Origin of the sequence: Loigolactobacillus binensis (genome assembly GCF_005405165.1) — a bacterium.
GTDB classification, from domain to species: domain Bacteria; phylum Bacillota; class Bacilli; order Lactobacillales; family Lactobacillaceae; genus Loigolactobacillus; species Loigolactobacillus binensis.
On the sequence record NZ_BJDN01000002.1, the window covers coordinates 25,583 to 40,607 of the forward strand.

General features: G+C 45.4%; 14 protein-coding genes. 13 read left to right on the forward strand and 1 reads right to left on the reverse strand.

Going from position 1 to position 15,025, the window contains the following annotated elements; translation table 11 throughout:
- Positions 1-190 precede the first annotated feature (190 nt).
- The 4 genes from FFM78_RS01110 to trmB all read left to right on the forward strand — a co-directional run bounded on the left by FFM78_RS01110 (position 191) and on the right by trmB (position 3,836).
- Positions 191-925, forward strand: a complete 735-nt coding sequence (locus FFM78_RS01110; RefSeq protein ID WP_137636598.1) for an ABC transporter ATP-binding protein — start codon at positions 191-193, stop codon at positions 923-925.
- The gene (locus FFM78_RS01115) at positions 922-2,133 is read left to right on the forward strand and encodes an ABC transporter permease (protein ID WP_137636599.1); all 1,212 of its coding nucleotides are present in this window, start codon (positions 922-924) and stop codon (positions 2,131-2,133) included. The genes FFM78_RS01110 and FFM78_RS01115 overlap by 4 nt, the downstream gene beginning before the upstream one ends.
- Before the next feature lie 91 nt (positions 2,134-2,224).
- Positions 2,225-3,016, forward strand: coding sequence for a phosphotransferase family protein (locus FFM78_RS01120; RefSeq protein WP_137636600.1), 792 nt, complete (start codon positions 2,225-2,227; stop codon positions 3,014-3,016).
- A 178-nt stretch (positions 3,017-3,194) separates the two neighbouring features.
- Positions 3,195-3,836, forward strand: coding sequence for a tRNA (guanosine(46)-N7)-methyltransferase TrmB (trmB, locus tag FFM78_RS01125; RefSeq protein WP_137636601.1), 642 nt, complete (start codon positions 3,195-3,197; stop codon positions 3,834-3,836).
- On the opposite strand, the gene FFM78_RS01130 is transcribed toward trmB, so the two are convergent.
- Positions 3,826-4,137, reverse strand: coding sequence for a hypothetical protein (locus tag FFM78_RS01130; protein ID WP_137636602.1), 312 nt, complete (start codon positions 4,135-4,137; stop codon positions 3,826-3,828). The two genes, trmB and FFM78_RS01130, sit on opposite strands and share 11 nt — an antisense overlap.
- 49 nt (positions 4,138-4,186) lie before the next feature.
- Here FFM78_RS01130 and FFM78_RS01135 point away from each other — a divergent pair, with 49 nt between their 5' ends.
- From FFM78_RS01135 to nrdR, 9 genes are all read left to right on the forward strand, one after another.
- Positions 4,187-4,624, forward strand: coding sequence for a universal stress protein (locus FFM78_RS01135; protein WP_137636603.1), 438 nt, complete (start codon positions 4,187-4,189; stop codon positions 4,622-4,624).
- A gap of 95 nt (positions 4,625-4,719) precedes the next feature.
- Positions 4,720-5,376 (forward strand): YtpR family tRNA-binding protein, encoded by a 657-nt coding sequence (ytpR, locus tag FFM78_RS01140; protein WP_137636604.1) that lies wholly within the window; start codon positions 4,720-4,722, stop codon positions 5,374-5,376.
- Between the two features lie 20 nt (positions 5,377-5,396).
- Positions 5,397-7,718 carry a DNA translocase FtsK gene (locus FFM78_RS01145; RefSeq protein ID WP_137636605.1) on the forward strand — a complete coding sequence of 774 codons (2,322 nt, stop codon included), beginning with the start codon at positions 5,397-5,399 and terminating at the stop codon, positions 7,716-7,718.
- A gap of 44 nt (positions 7,719-7,762) precedes the next feature.
- Positions 7,763-9,094 carry a UDP-N-acetylmuramate--L-alanine ligase gene (murC, locus tag FFM78_RS01150; RefSeq protein ID WP_137636606.1) on the forward strand — a complete coding sequence of 444 codons (1,332 nt, stop codon included), beginning with the start codon at positions 7,763-7,765 and terminating at the stop codon, positions 9,092-9,094.
- Between the two features lie 163 nt (positions 9,095-9,257).
- Positions 9,258-9,965: a Bax inhibitor-1/YccA family protein gene (locus FFM78_RS01155; RefSeq protein WP_137636607.1), complete on the forward strand. Its 708-nt coding sequence runs from the start codon at positions 9,258-9,260 to the stop codon at positions 9,963-9,965.
- Between the two features lie 286 nt (positions 9,966-10,251).
- The gene (gene polA, locus FFM78_RS01160) at positions 10,252-12,918 is read left to right on the forward strand and encodes a DNA polymerase I (protein WP_137636608.1); all 2,667 of its coding nucleotides are present in this window, start codon (positions 10,252-10,254) and stop codon (positions 12,916-12,918) included.
- Between the two features lie 8 nt (positions 12,919-12,926).
- Positions 12,927-13,775: a DNA-formamidopyrimidine glycosylase gene (gene mutM / locus FFM78_RS01165; RefSeq protein ID WP_137636609.1), complete on the forward strand. Its 849-nt coding sequence runs from the start codon at positions 12,927-12,929 to the stop codon at positions 13,773-13,775.
- Positions 13,772-14,374, forward strand: coding sequence for a dephospho-CoA kinase (gene coaE / locus FFM78_RS01170; RefSeq protein WP_137636610.1), 603 nt, complete (start codon positions 13,772-13,774; stop codon positions 14,372-14,374). The genes mutM and coaE overlap by 4 nt, the downstream gene beginning before the upstream one ends.
- Before the next feature lie 137 nt (positions 14,375-14,511).
- On the forward strand, positions 14,512-15,003 hold the full coding sequence (gene nrdR / locus FFM78_RS01175; RefSeq protein ID WP_137636611.1) for a transcriptional regulator NrdR: 492 nt from the start codon (positions 14,512-14,514) through the stop codon (positions 15,001-15,003).
- Positions 15,004-15,025: the final 22 nt, after the last annotated feature.

The window sequence follows — 15,025 nt, forward strand, 5'->3', positions numbered from 1 at the left end:
TTGCCGGGAAAAAACGTTCCGTACAAGCCTGCAAACAAAAGCACGGGTGGTGTTTTAAATCAGCCCTTAGTCTTAGTAAATGCGCCGCGTTACTTTTAGTGCGCCTGTAGTTCATGCTATAATTATAAGCAAATCAATAAACGTTTGGTGGTAGTATTTGGCCGAACTTAAAAAGGAGTCAACCTGATCTATGAGCTTAGAAGTTGAACATTTAACCGGGGGCTATTCACATGTTCCCGTTTTAAAAGACCTTAATTTTACGATTCCCGAACAAACGATCGTCGGCTTGATCGGCTTAAACGGTGCTGGTAAATCGACGACGATCAAGCATATTATCGGTATTTTGACCCCGCAAAAAGGGACGATCAAATTAAATGGTGTAAGCTTGGCCAGTGACCCAGAAGCTTACCGCAAAGCGCTGGCTTTTGTTCCTGAAACACCGGTGTTGTACCCGGCATTGACTTTGCGGGAGCATATCGAGTTAACGATCATGGCTTACGATCTGGATGCTAAGCAGGCCTGGCAGCAAGCCAGTGATCTGTTAGTTCGTTTCCGTTTGGATAAACGGTTAGATTGGTTTCCAGCTAACTTTTCTAAGGGGATGCAGCAAAAGGTGATGATCGTGTGCGCCTTCATTGTTCCGGCAGAGCTTTACATTATTGATGAGCCCTTTACAGGATTAGATCCGTTGGCGATCCGGGATCTATTAAATGTGATCAAGCAGCAAAAGGCCCGCGGCGCAGCGGTGTTAATGTCGACCCATGTCCTGGCCACCGCACAGCAGTACGCCGATTCTTTTATTTTGCTTAGCGAGGGTACGATTCGCGCGCAAGGAACTTTGCCGCAATTGAAGCAGAAGTTCGGTATGAATGATGCTAATCTGGATGATATTTACTTCAAAATGATCGACGAGGCGGCACAATGAAACAATTATGGCAACAGCGGTTACGACAACACCATAAAGAAATGCTTAAGTACTCGCGTTATGTTTTTAATGAATTCTTTATGATCGCCGTTTTTATTTTTATTGGTGCGTTGGCTTACAGTTATTCCAATCTTTTAGATACATTGCAGGGGCCGCTTTGGTGGGCTAAGCCACTGATCTTAGTGGTATTGTTAGTTTTACTCAGTTTTGGTCGGTGGGCGACTTTACTACAAGATGCCGATACATTGTTTCTACTGCCTAAGGAACGTGCGCTGCTAGCTTATTTATTGGCGGCACGGCGGTATAGTCTGTGGTTACCGGCCGCCGTATTTGCGCTTTGTTTAGGCGCGCTATTACCGTTTCAAGCGGTGGCGACGACGCTGACGCCAGCTAATAGTCTAGGCTTATTCGCCGTATTGTTGGCGTTGAAGGATGGACAGTTGTGGCTGCAATTATTAGCCAGTTATACGGCCATACCGCAACAGGTCAATATTCGGCGCGGTTTGTTTTATGGTACGGCAACTGTGATCTTAGCGGTTAGTTTGTGGGTGAGTCCTTGGGCCGGGATCGTGTTGGTGGCGGTCGGTGAAGTGGGCTTGCGCTGGTTGATCCCCCGTATTTTGGCAACTGCGGTTTTTCAGTGGCAGTTCGCGGTGAAAAATGAAAATTCGCGTATGTTACAGTTGTACCGGCTGATCAATTTATTCACTGATGTACCGCAATTAAGTGGGAAGGTTCATCGCCGGGTCTATTTGGACCCATTATTGCGGTGGACAAAAGGTGGCCAAGCTAAAACTTTTAGTTATTTGTACTTGCGGGAGTTTCTTCGGGGTAGCGAATATATTGGCCTATATTTACGCCTATTAGTGTTAGGTGCCGTGATCTTATGGTTTATCCCAGTATGGTGGGTCGCTGCTTTGACCGGCGCTATTTTTCTCTATTTAGTCGGGTTTCAATTATTACCGTTTTACCAAATATTTAATGAAAACTTACTGGTTCATTTATATCCAGTGGCGCCGATACAAAAATTGCGTTCATTTCAGCATTTAGTGCAGGGGTTATTATTGCTACAGGCCGTTGTCTTTGCGGCCGTGATCGTATTTAATCACACATTAAGTCAGTGGGGACTATTTGTCATCGTTGAATTAGCAGCGGTTTTCCTGCTGACGCAAGTTTATTTTCCGCAACGTTTGCGGCAAACAAAATAAGGCTGCTCAGTGGCTTGACGTTAGTTTTGTTGACCAGTAAAATAGTGATTGAAACGAAGTGTGGGTTTTATTGGAAAAAGGGGGTGTGGCGATGGACTTTGATTTAGATGCTGGGTGGCAGATCCAACCAGCAGGTGGCAGTACCGGAGCCGCCTTCGTGGGGATGCGGGCACAGGAGAAAATATTTCTCAAGCGCAACACCTCGCCTTTTTTGGCTGCCTTGTCAATGGAAGGTATTTCGCCGCGGCTGATCTGGACCAAACGGATCTCCAGCGGGGATGTGTTAACGGCCCAAGAATGGTTGAACGGCCGGACATTGACGCGTGCCGAAATGGCGGATACTGCAGTGGCTAAGCTACTTGCACGTGTGCACCGCTCAAAGCTACTGAAGAAAATGTTACAGCGTGTAGGTGGCTTGACCGTTAATTCAGACCATTTCTTACAACAGTATTATTTAAATTTATCCTCGGATCTTCGTCGGCACCCGTTATTAAAACAGGTTTTGACCTTTTTGATCCAGAACAAGCCAGTGTTTGATCCAGAACAATTGGAAGTCTGCCATGGGGATTTAAATCACAAAAATTGGTTATTATCCGAGCAACAACGATTGTACATTGTCGATTGGGATGATGCGATGTTTGCTGATGCGGCCTTTGATCTGAGTACGATCTTATGCCAGTATGTACCGCGAACGCAGTGGAACCGGTGGTTATGCGACTACGGTATTGCCAGTGATGCCAACATTATTCAGCGGATCGAATGGTATGGTTTTTTAAACCTACTATTAGGAGTTAAGCGTTTCTACAATGAACAACGCTATCATGAAATGAATCAAGCACTACTCCAACTACGTGCGTTGTTTACCACGCGGTCAGGACAATAGGGATAGATGGGGCCGGAGCGGTAACAGGCGTTACGTTCCAGCCCTTTTTTATGAGAAATAGCGGCGCGCGTTTTAAAAAATGCGTTTCTACAGTTAAGCGGTTATACAGCAAAACAAACTAGGCGCTGTAATTTTGCACAAAGAACCAGCGCTGGATAAAAAGAAAATGAGGTTACACATGCGTTTAAGAAACAAACCCCGGGCTGCCGGCGAAATTGCCGCTAACCCGCAATACATCACCACAACGCCGGCAGAATTTAAGGGGCACTGGCAAAGTAAATTTGCCAGTGCCCAGCCGATCAGTATTGAAGTTGGTTCTGGAAAAGGGCGGTTCATTGTAGAAATGGCTAAGGCCCATCCTGAGCGCAATTTTATCGGAATTGAATTACAGCCGTCTGTGGTGATCATGATCTTGGAAAAACAATTGGTGGCGCAGCTACCTAATTTATATTTGATCCAGGCTGACGGTGGTGAGCTAACTGATTTCTTTGCAGCTAATGAAGTCGCGCAAATTTATTTAAACTTTTCTGATCCTTGGCCCAAAAATCGCCACGCTAAACGGCGGTTGACGCATCAATTATTTTTGACCATGTACCAAACGATTTTACAACCTAATGGCGCCTTACAATTTAAAACCGATAACCGTGGTTTGTTTGAATTTTCAGTGATCAGTTTCAATCAGTTTGGTATGCAGTTTGATGAGTTATCACTTGATCTACATCACAGTGAAGTGACTGAAAATATTGAAACTGAGTACGAGCAACGTTTTAGTCAACTGGGCCACCCTATTTATTTATTAGTTGCTCATTTTACGCATTAAGTGTTCGCCAGTAGCCAATATGGTGACCCGTGGGTGTGATCAGAAAACGGTATTCACGACGGGGCTGACCAGCTTGGGTAATGCCACCACGGTAAACCCAGTGCCGGCGGTAACGCCGCGGGGTAAATTCGATCCAAGCACCTGTGATCGTTCCTTGCTGCCGAAGCTCATGTTTTAGTTGCTTAAGTAAACGTTGCGGTTGGGCGCCACGGTAGGTGCGCCATAATTGTTGACTTAAGACACCACTAGCAAGTAATAATAAGGTACCACTAGTAAATTTCACAGTTGTTTGATGAGACATATGCTGACCTCCTAGTTTTAAGTCAAAGTATAGGCTGGAGATGAAATAGGTGCAACAATATCATGTCATTATCATTGGGATCGATGGTAGCCGTCCCGCAGCCAAGGCCCTACAAAAGGCAATCAGTTTAGCACAGCGTGATCAGGCGGAATTGCGTTTGATCCATGTGATCGAGTATTCACCACAAGTGGGTAGCACCGCAGAATTGGTGGCACAAGCCCACGCTAAAGAACAGGCAACATTTACAGAAAAGCTGGCTGCGGCGCGCCACCAAGCGTTAGCGGCTGGTGTGCTTAACGTGACGACCACGATTTTAACGGGTACGGCGCGAACGCTGCTGCAGACGCAAAAGGCTGATTTGATCGTTGTCGGTCAGTCAGGCCAATCAGCACTTGATCGTTTCATGTTAGGCTCATTTGCAGAAACAATTGTACGTGAAGCGCCGACTGATGTGTTGGTGATTCGGAGCCAACCAGAAAACCAGTAAGCAATGGCTTGATCAAACGTGGCTCAAAAGGGCAATGCCGGTAAGGGGCGCGCCTTTTATGCCACGTTCTAGTTCGGAATAGGAAAGGGAGAATCATGTTAATTTCAAGTTTAAATTCGGCAGCATTTGCGGACACATTAATTTTATTGGTGGCGCCAGATAGTGCCAATCGCCAAGCGACTAAGCAACAAGGAGATGTAGTCCGTATTTATGATGCAATTAATAAGCAAACGCTAGGTTATAATATTTTTCATATCAGTCAGTATTTACCAGATTTAACTGGTAATGGACAGGTTTTCTTAACCGAAGCGCAAGTGGCCCAGTTGAATCAATTATTGACGGCTACTAGTTTTGCTGCTGAATTAGTGGCGGATCTCAGTCCTAAATTTGTGATCGGATACGTTAAGGAACTTGTGGCTCATCCTGATTCTGATCATTTATCAGTGACCCAAGTCGAAGTCGATCATGGAGCAACGTTGCAGATCGTTTGCGGTGCGCCTAATGTGGCGCAAGGACAAAAAGTGATCGTGGCTAAAATTGGGGCGATGATGCCGAATGGGCAAATTATTTGGCCTGGGGCTTTACGCGGTGTGACCAGTGACGGTATGATCTGTGCCGCGCGGGAACTTGCATTACCGCATGCGCCTAAACGTCACGGTATTTTAGTGATGCCAGCCGCCACTGCTGCAGGTACGCCGTTTAACTTTGAACAAGCAGCAGCGGTTGTTGCTGCGCAAAATGCAGCAGAATAAATCAAGAAGGGGGTAGTTGTGTGGAACATTATGATGGACCAGCGTTCTTACGGCGCCAAGCTAGTGTGGCAACCGCAAAAGAAACGGCACCGCAGCCGGTTACTCCCGTTGCTGCAGTTAAACGGCGGTCACGGCAGCCATTACCAGCTCAGCGTACACTAGGTAATCGTAATCATCGCTTCACGCCTAAATATATACCGCAGTCGCGGCAACAACGGCCACAAACTGACGAGCAAATTTATTTAGCCCATTTGGTGACCGTTTTAACCAAACCTGCCGCTAGTTATTTGTTATTTGGTGATGCGACACCGCCGACGGTGGCGGAAAGTGATCCTGCAGAACCAACTTTTGTTTTGGCCAGTGAGCAGACCATTACGGCAGCAACAGCCACGGTTACGTCGCCCGCAGTTGCCGTTTCGGCTGCGGCAACTAGTGAACCCGCAATGGATCGCTTTGAAGCTACAGAACCCACAAGTACCCAATCAGCGGAAGCAGTCGGTGCTAACACTGCGGTGGCAGAAAGTGTAGCGCCAATAAGCGCAGTAGCAGCAACTTCTGAATCCGCGGCGCCAGCAGCAATAAGGCAACCGTCCAGCACAGTGGCCCCTGTTGCGTCAGCTGAATCGTCAATAGTTGCGGAAACGGTACCACCACAATCTGCGGCACCTACCAGTCAGTCGGCAGCTGCAAAATCAGTTGCTACAACTGCACCTGACAGTGACTTGCCATCTTGGCGTCAGGTTATTGCCGCGGTTACCGCTAATACCCCTTCTTCCGTTGCGCCAGATAGTCAGGAAACAGCAGCGGTACAACGACCGCAAGAATCAGCGCCGCTACACCAGGCGGTTAATACCGTGGGTGATACGCATGATGCTAAAGCCCAGCTAAAGTTAAAACAACAAGCACCATTAGATGATCAGCATTATCAGTTGCCACCGTTTTCACTTTTACCGGAGCCGGTAAAAGACAATAGCAGTGCAATGAAGGCGTGGGTCGAGCAACAGCGGACGGTGTTAAATGAAACATTGAAGGCCTTTAATGTTCAAGCAACCGTCAGTCGTTGGAGTATCGGTCCAGCGGTAACCCAATTTGAAGTTAGTCTTGCACGTGGCGTCAAAGTTAGTAAAATTACGAACCTTAGTGACGATCTAAAATTGGCGCTAGCTGCCAAAGACATTAGGATCGAAGCACCGATTCCTGGTAAATCAACGGTGGGCATTGAGATTCCAAACTTGAAATCGCGGCCGGTTATGCTATCTGAAGTGGTGGCGTCTACTAAGTTTCAGGAAAGTAAATCACCATTGACAGTAGCGTTAGGGGTCGATTTATTTGGGCAACCGATGGTCACCAATGTCGCTAAAATGCCCCACGGTTTAATCGCAGGTGCAACAGGTTCTGGTAAAAGTGTCTTCATTAACAGTTTGCTTTTATCAATTTTATTTAAAGCAAAACCCAGTGAGGTCAAGTTGTTGCTGATTGATCCTAAGGCTGTTGAGTTAGCGCCTTATAACGGGCTGCCCCATTTGTTGTCGCCGGTGATCTCGGATCCCAAGGCGGCGGCAGCAGCTTTGAAGTGGGCGGTAGACGAAATGGAGAATCGCTATCAGAAATTAGCGGCCGCCGGAGTACGTAATTTGGAACAATTTAACGCTAAAGCAAGTAGTCACCACGATTATGGCCAGAAAATGCCCTATATCGTGATCATCATTGACGAATTAGCTGATTTAATGATGGTGGCTTCTAGTGAAGTACAGGATTATATTGTGCGAATTACCCAAAAGGCACGGGCGGCTGGAATCCATCTGTTAGTGGCGACCCAACGGCCTAGTGTTGACGTGATCACCGGGACGATCAAGAATAACATTCCTACGCGGATCGCCTTTATGGTTTCCAGCCAAATCGATTCGCGTACGATCATTGATCAAGGTGGCGCCGAGCGACTGTTAGGCCGTGGGGATATGCTATATCTTGGCAATGGTCAAAGTCAGCCACTTCGTATCCAGGGGACCTACGCGGAAAGTGAAATCGATCCAATTGTTGCGTTTGTGAAGCAGCAATTGCCGCCCCATTATTTATTTGAGCCGGAAGGTCTGTTGGAAAAGGTTGAAGCAACGGAAAATCAAGATGAGATTTTCCCGGAAGTTTTGGACTACATCGCGAATGAAGCCCAAGTTTCCACTTCCAAATTGCAGCGTGTTTTTTCCATTGGTTATAATCGCGCGGCTAATTTGATTGATAGTCTGGAGCAGCGTAAGCTAATTTCACCGGCCAGTGGTTCCAAGCCACGTGACGTTTACTTTACGCCAGAAGATTTAGCCCAGTATCAAGAGCATATGAATTAAAGGTGATCGCAAAGCCGATCATAATGAAAAAGGGGATTTTTGTAGTGGATAGTCATACGATTTATCATTTTGTTGGTATCAAAGGTTCAGGAATGAGTGCATTAGCGTTGATTTTGCACGACGAAGGGTATCAAGTCCAAGGCTCCGATATTGATCAATATACGTTTACCCAGCGCGGTTTAGAAAAGGCTGGTGTCAAGATCATGCCTTTTGCGGCGGAAAATATTCATGCTGGTTTGACGATCGTCGCCGGAAATTCGTTTGAAGACACCCATCCAGAAATTAAAGCTGCTAAAGCATTGAATTTAAAGATTATTCATTATCCTGAATTACTTGGCGAATTATTAGCCGGCCATACCAGCATTGGTGTTGCTGGTGCCCATGGTAAAACCAGTACTACAGGCTTATTAGCACATGTTTTAGGGGGTATTGCCCCAACCAGCTTTTTAGTGGGTGACGGTACTGGTAAAGGTATTAAAAATTCTCAATTTTTCGTTTTTGAAGCCGACGAATATCGTCGTCATTTTTTGGCGCAAGCGCCGGATTATATGATCATGACTAACATTGATTTTGATCATCCTGATTATTATCACGGCATTGATGACGTTTTTAGCGCTTTTCAAACTGAGGCTGATCAAGTCAAGAAAGGTATCTTCGCCTGGGGTGATGATCCTGAATTGCGCCAATTGAAAACTAACGTGCCCGTTTACTATTACGGCACTAGTGATCGTGACGATTTTCAAGCGCGGAATATTCTGCGGACTGTGAATGGTTCCGAATTTGATGTTTACTATCATGATGAAAACTTAGGCCATTATGTGATCCATTTATTTGGGGAACATAATGTGCTCAATAGTTTAGCGGTGATCGCCGTCAGCCATATGGAAAAAATTCCCCATGCTGAAGTTGCCCGTGAACTGTTAACCTTCCAAGGGGTCAAACGGCGCTTCTCCGAACGGAAAATGGCGGATATGACCATTATTGACGATTACGCGCATCATCCATCTGAGATTAAAGCAACATTAGATGCTGCCCGGCAGAAATATCCAGATAAAACGATTATTGCTGTATTCCAGCCACATACATTCTCGCGGACGATCGCGTACATGGATGACTTTGCTAAAAGTTTAAGTTTAGCTGACGTCGTTTATTTAACCGAAATTTTCAGTTCGGCACGGGAACATGACGGTAAAGTTTCCAGTGCTGATCTTGGCGCTAAAATTAGTAAAGGCGGCACCGTTTTACATTTAAACAATATGTCGGCCTTATTGGAATATCATAATGACGTGGTCGTTTTCATGGGTGCTGGCGATGTTCAGAAATATGAAAAAGCGTACGAAGCATTGCTCAGTGATTCAAGTTTGAAAAACAACTAAATAGTTGCGCAGTCGCAGTGATTTGTTACAATACGGAGTAAGATGATCGCTGTTGTGAAATGGCGTCCTGTTTCGGCGGATTGCGCCGTTAGTTGAATGGCCAGCAACCGTAACCGTCGTACTAATCAGCAACCTATGATGTGAAGTAGAAAGGAAGTATAGCATGCAAGAACAACCAAGAAATGTGATCGTGAATGAAGCCGGCTTGGGCCAGTATTTGACTAAAGTTTATGGTTATATGAGCTTAGGTGTGGCTGTTTCTGCCTTAGTTTCATTTTTAGCATTAACGCTTTATCGGGTGCAGTTCGCTACTTTGATCGGTAATAATCCGCTTATGTTGTACGCCCTGATTTTTCTCGAATTAGCCTTTGTGATGGGGACTAGTTTTCGTGCAAGTCGTGGCGGTGCCTTATCGTTTGTCTTATTTATGGCATTTGCGGTGGTCAACGGCTTGACCTTAGCTCTAACACTGTCTTTTTACAGTGTCGCTAATATTACCACTGCCTTTGTGGCGGCGACCGCGACCTTTGCGGCAATGGCCTTGTATGGCTCGTTGACTAAACGTAATTTGGCGGGGATCGGTCAGATGGCTTTTGCCGCTTTGATCGGTTTGTTAGTTGCCACGGTAGTCAATATTTTCTTGCGTAACCCGATGGTCGATTATATCTTTTCCTTTATCGGTGTGATCATTTTTATTGGCTTAACTGCTTGGGATAGCCAACGAATCAAAACAATGTACCTGCAAAATGCTGGGCAAACTAATTTAAACGGCTTAGCGATCATGGGTGCATTACAATTGTACCTTGACTTTATTAACTTATTCCTATTCTTCTTACGTATCTTTGGTATTGGTGGGAGTAGCGATAACTGAGTGAGTTGTAAAAACGCTGCAGCAATCATTCCGCTTGAATTTAATTTCAGGCGGAATTTTTTTACGTTTAAACCTAAGATAAGACGGCGTCAGCATAAATGATCATTTTCCGGTGATATCATCTTTCATTTACAGCAAAGAACGACTTTTTTTGTTAAAATATAAGTGGATGAAACGTTAAGTACGTGAAAATTTGCTTAGAGTGTGGCTTGAAATTAGTTTCGGTTCCACCAGATTCTGCGACTACACATAAGTGAGTTACTGCTGAAATTTTAAGGAGCTTAATATGGCCAGTGATAAACATTTATTATTAATTGATGGTAACAGCGTTGCCTTCCGCGCTTTTTTTGCCTTACACTCACAGATCAATACGTTTATTAATCACAACGGTTTGCACACTAATGCGATCTACGCTTTTAATACGATGTTGGACGTGGTGCTGAAATCATTTGCGCCAACTCATGTACTGGTGGCTTTTGATGCGGGGCGGACAACTTTCCGTACCGCCAAATTTAGTGATTATAAGGGGCAGCGGGATAAAACGCCTAGTGAATTGTCCGAACAGCTACCGCATTTACGTGATTTACTGGCGGCCTATGGTATCTGTTCTTATGAGCTAACTGATTTTGAAGCCGATGATATTATTGGAACTTTAGCTCAAGAAGCGGCAGCGCAAGGATTTAAAGTTGATATTGTGACTGGTGACCGTGACTTGACCCAATTGGCAACGGCTGATGTAACCGTGAACGTTACGATCAAAGGGGTCAATCAGTTGGAGGCGTACACGCCGGCGCACGTGGCAGAAAAATATGAGTTAACGCCGCGGCAGATCATTGATATGAAGGGGTTAGCTGGTGATACATCGGATAATTATCCTGGCGTCACTAAAATTGGTGAAAAAACAGCGATCAAATTGCTCAAACAGTATGCTAGCGTTGAAGGTATTTATGAAAATTTGGCCCAAATGAAGCCTAGCAAAATGAAAGAACATTTGGAAGCTGATCGGGAGCAGGCTTTCTTAAGTAAAGACTTAGCAACGATTCGCCAGGATGCACCGTTGACGATCGGTTTAGCCGATTTAGTGTATCAAGGCCGTGATCTCACCGCTTTGCGCCGCTTCTATCAAGAAATGGATTTCAATTCATTTTTGAGTAAATTAGCGGATCCAGAAGCGGAGCAAAAGCGTGCGGCAATCGAATTTCAAGAATTAACGGCTGCGGCGGTGCCGGCGGTTTTGGCAAGTTTTACTGGGCCAGTCACTTTTTATCTGGAAATGTTGGCACCGAATTATCATACGGCGGACTTTGCTGGTTTTGTGATCGGACAAAAAGGGCAATGGTATGTCAGTCGGGATGTCAAGCTTTTGCAATTGCCAGCGTTTGCACAGTTTTTAGCTGATCCGCAACAGGCTAAATTAGTTTTTGATGCCAAACGGACCTATGTTGGGTTGAATCGCTTAGCGATCACGTTGGCGGGAATCAGTTTTGACTTGTTACTAGTATCTTACTTGTTAAATCCCAATGATAGCGGTAATGATCTAGGCAAAATTGCGCAGTTACACCAATACCACGATGTGGCAACTGACGAAGAAGTTTACGGAAAAGGCGCTAAACGCGCATTGCCAGAAGATCCACAAGTGTTGTATCGGCATTTAGCGCAAAAAGCCCAGGCCATCGAAAAATTACAGATGCAGTTAGATCAGCAGCTAGTTGAAAATGAACAAGATGGGCTGTTCAAGGAAATGGAACTCCCGTTGGCCATCGTTTTGGCGCAAATGGAGATCGCAGGTATTCGGGTCGACCAAACTAAATTAGGGGAACTGCGTAAGGACTTTGCCGCTCGGATCACCACTTTGACAAAGAAGATTTATACAGAAGCTGAAGAAGAATTCAATATTAATTCTTCCCAACAATTAGGCAAAATCTTATTTGAAAAAATGAATTTACCGGTGATCAAGAAAACCAAAACAGGCTATTCAACAGCAGTCGGAGTGTTGGAACAATTAAAGGCGATCGCACCGATCGCCAGTGATGTTTTGGATTATCGCGGCTTGACTAAGTTACAATCAACTTATATTGATGGTCTGTTAAAAGTGATCCACCCTGAAGATGGCAAGATCCATACCACTTATTTGCAGACATTGACGGCGACTGGCCGCCTATCTTCCATTGATCCTAATTTGCAAAACATTCCGGTACGTGATGAAGATGGGCGCCAAATTCGCCAGGCTTTTGTACCACGGGAAAAGGGTTGGCAGATTTTTGCCGCTGATTACTCACAAATCGAATTGCGGGTGTTGGCCCATATTTCGCACGATACCAACTTACAGGCGGCCTTTACGGAAGGCGCCGATATTCATGCCAGTACTGCCATGCGGATCTTTGGCCTAGATGATGCCAATGAGGTGACACCTAATATGCGCCGTCAGGCCAAGGCAGTTAATTTTGGGATCGTCTATGGGATCAGTGATTACGGCTTGTCCCAGAATCTAGGTATTACGCGTAAGCAGGCAAAGGCTTATATTGATAGTTATTTCCATGAATATCCTAACGTTAAGCAATATATGGCAGACATCGTCGCGGCGGCTAAAAAATATGGTTACGTAGAAACGTTGTTCCATCGGCGCCGTTATTTGCCAGATATTCACTCGAAAAACTTTAATTTGCGGTCGTTTGCTGAACGCACCGCTATGAACACCCCAATTCAAGGGAGCGCGGCGGATATTATTAAAGTGGCAATGTTGAATATGCAAACGGCGTTGCGGGAGCATCAACTTCAGGCCACCATGTTGTTGCAGGTCCATGATGAATTGATCTTTGAAGCGCCGGAAGCGGAAATTGCAACGTTAGCGCAATTAGTGCCCCAAGTGATGGATGCGGCCGTTAAATTAGAAGTCCCAATGAAGGTCGGTTATGGTAGCGGTCCAACTTGGTACGATGTTAAAAAAGGTTAGGTGAGCAGATGCCAGAATTACCAGAAGTTGAAACTGTGCGTCAAGGATTGCGCGGTTTAATTTTAAATAAAACCATTGCTAACGTTGAGGTCCGCTGGGGCAAAATCATTAACGGTGATAGCGCCCAATTTGCCAACGATCTAGTTGGGGAAACCTTTAAAGAAGTTGATCGGCGGGGCAAGTATTTGTTATTTCGGCTTAGTGCTGGCTTAACGTTGGTTTCCCATTTACGAATGGAGGGTAAGTACCGGGTCACTCCGCAAGATCAGGAGATCACCAAGCATATCCACGTGATCTTTAATTTTACTGATGGTACGGCTTTGCGCTATTTAGATACCCGTAAGTTTGGCCGCATGACTTTGATCAAAACAGGTAGTGAAGCACAAGTAAGTGGACTTAACAAATTAGGCCCGGAACCCACGGCAACTGATTTTAATGTGACTGATTTTGCTCAGCGTTTGCGCAAACACAAAAAGCCGCTTAAACCAACGTTACTTGATCAAAACGTGGTGGCTGGTCTAGGCAATATTTACGTGGATGAAGTGTTATGGTTGAGCCAGATCCACCCATTGCAGCCAGCCAATACACTTAGTGATCAACAGATCCAAGTCCTCCACGATAATATTATTGCCGAAATTGCTAAGGCTATCCAAGCCAAAGGAACCACGATTCGAAGTTATACGGATGCTTATGGGGCCACCGGTGGTTTTCAACTCTCCTTACATGTTTACGGACGAGAAGGCGAACCGTGTGAACGGTGTGGGGTGACCATAGAAAAAATCAAGGTTGCACAGCGTGGCACTCATTTTTGCCCGCACTGTCAAATCTTACCCGAAAGTCAGGTCAACGCCTCATGACTTTAGTGCTAGGCTTAACTGGCGGTATCGCCAGTGGTAAATCAACTGTCAGTCAGTGGTTAAGTGACTATGGCTATCCGATCATTGATGGCGATGTGATCGCCCGGCAAGTTGTCGCGCCAGGTACCACCGGCCTACACCAAATCGTGCAGCAGTTTTCACCAGCAATTTTAACGGCTAGCGGGGCCTTGGATCGGAAAAAATTAGGCCGGATCGTTTTTGCTGATCAAGCTAAGCTAGCACAATTAACGGCGATCACTGGGCCCCTAGTTCACCAAGCAATTCTGGCCAAGTTAGCGACTTTGAAGCAGCAACAAGTCCCCCTGATCGTGTTGGATATTCCGTTGTTGTTTGAAGCTAAATATCAATTGCTTTGTGATCTGACCATGGTGGTTTACGTGGATGCAGCAACGCAATTGCAGCGGTTAATGACCCGCGATCAATTAGACAAAACAGCTGCCCAGCAACGAATTGCGAGTCAGTGGTCGCTAACCGCTAAAAAACGGTTGGCGGATATTGTAATCGACAATAATGGCCCCCTTGCAGTCACTAAGCAACAAGTGGTAAACTTTTTAACGCAATATGACTTACTGAAATAAGGTGAGGCCTAGTCCTGACCTTTTTTCTTTAGCAGACCAGCGGTTAAAACGCGCTTTTAAGTCATTGAATGGTATAATTTTCATAAAGTGAACATCGTCAAGTTAAAATGAGCAAGTTAAACGAAGGAGTGTCCAATATGCAATGTCCGCGTTGCCATCATAATGGTTCCCGGGTCGTTGATTCACGGCCCACCGATGAAGGCCGGGTGATCCGCCGGCGCCGTGAATGCGAGAATTGTAACTTTCGCTTCACCACTTTTGAACGAGTGGAACAGACACCATTATTAGTGATCAAAAAAAATGGCACTCGGGAAGAATTTAATCGCGAAAAAATTCTGCGCGGGTTGATTCGTTCGGCTGAAAAGCGCCCTGTGACTATGGAACAAATGACCCAGATCGTTGATGAAGTGGAAAATAAAATTCGGGCCTTAGGTGAAAATGAAGTGGCTTCACAAGTGATCGGCGAATACGTGATGACCCTATTGGCTGATGTAGATGAAATTACTTATATTCGGTTTGCCAGTGTTTATCGCCAATTTAAGGATGTGAATGTCTTTTTAAAGGAATTAAACGAAATGGTTGATCGCGATAAGCAGGCTGACAAAAATGGGACGCAACCACCGGCTTAACTGCCGGTTGAGGTTATTCAAA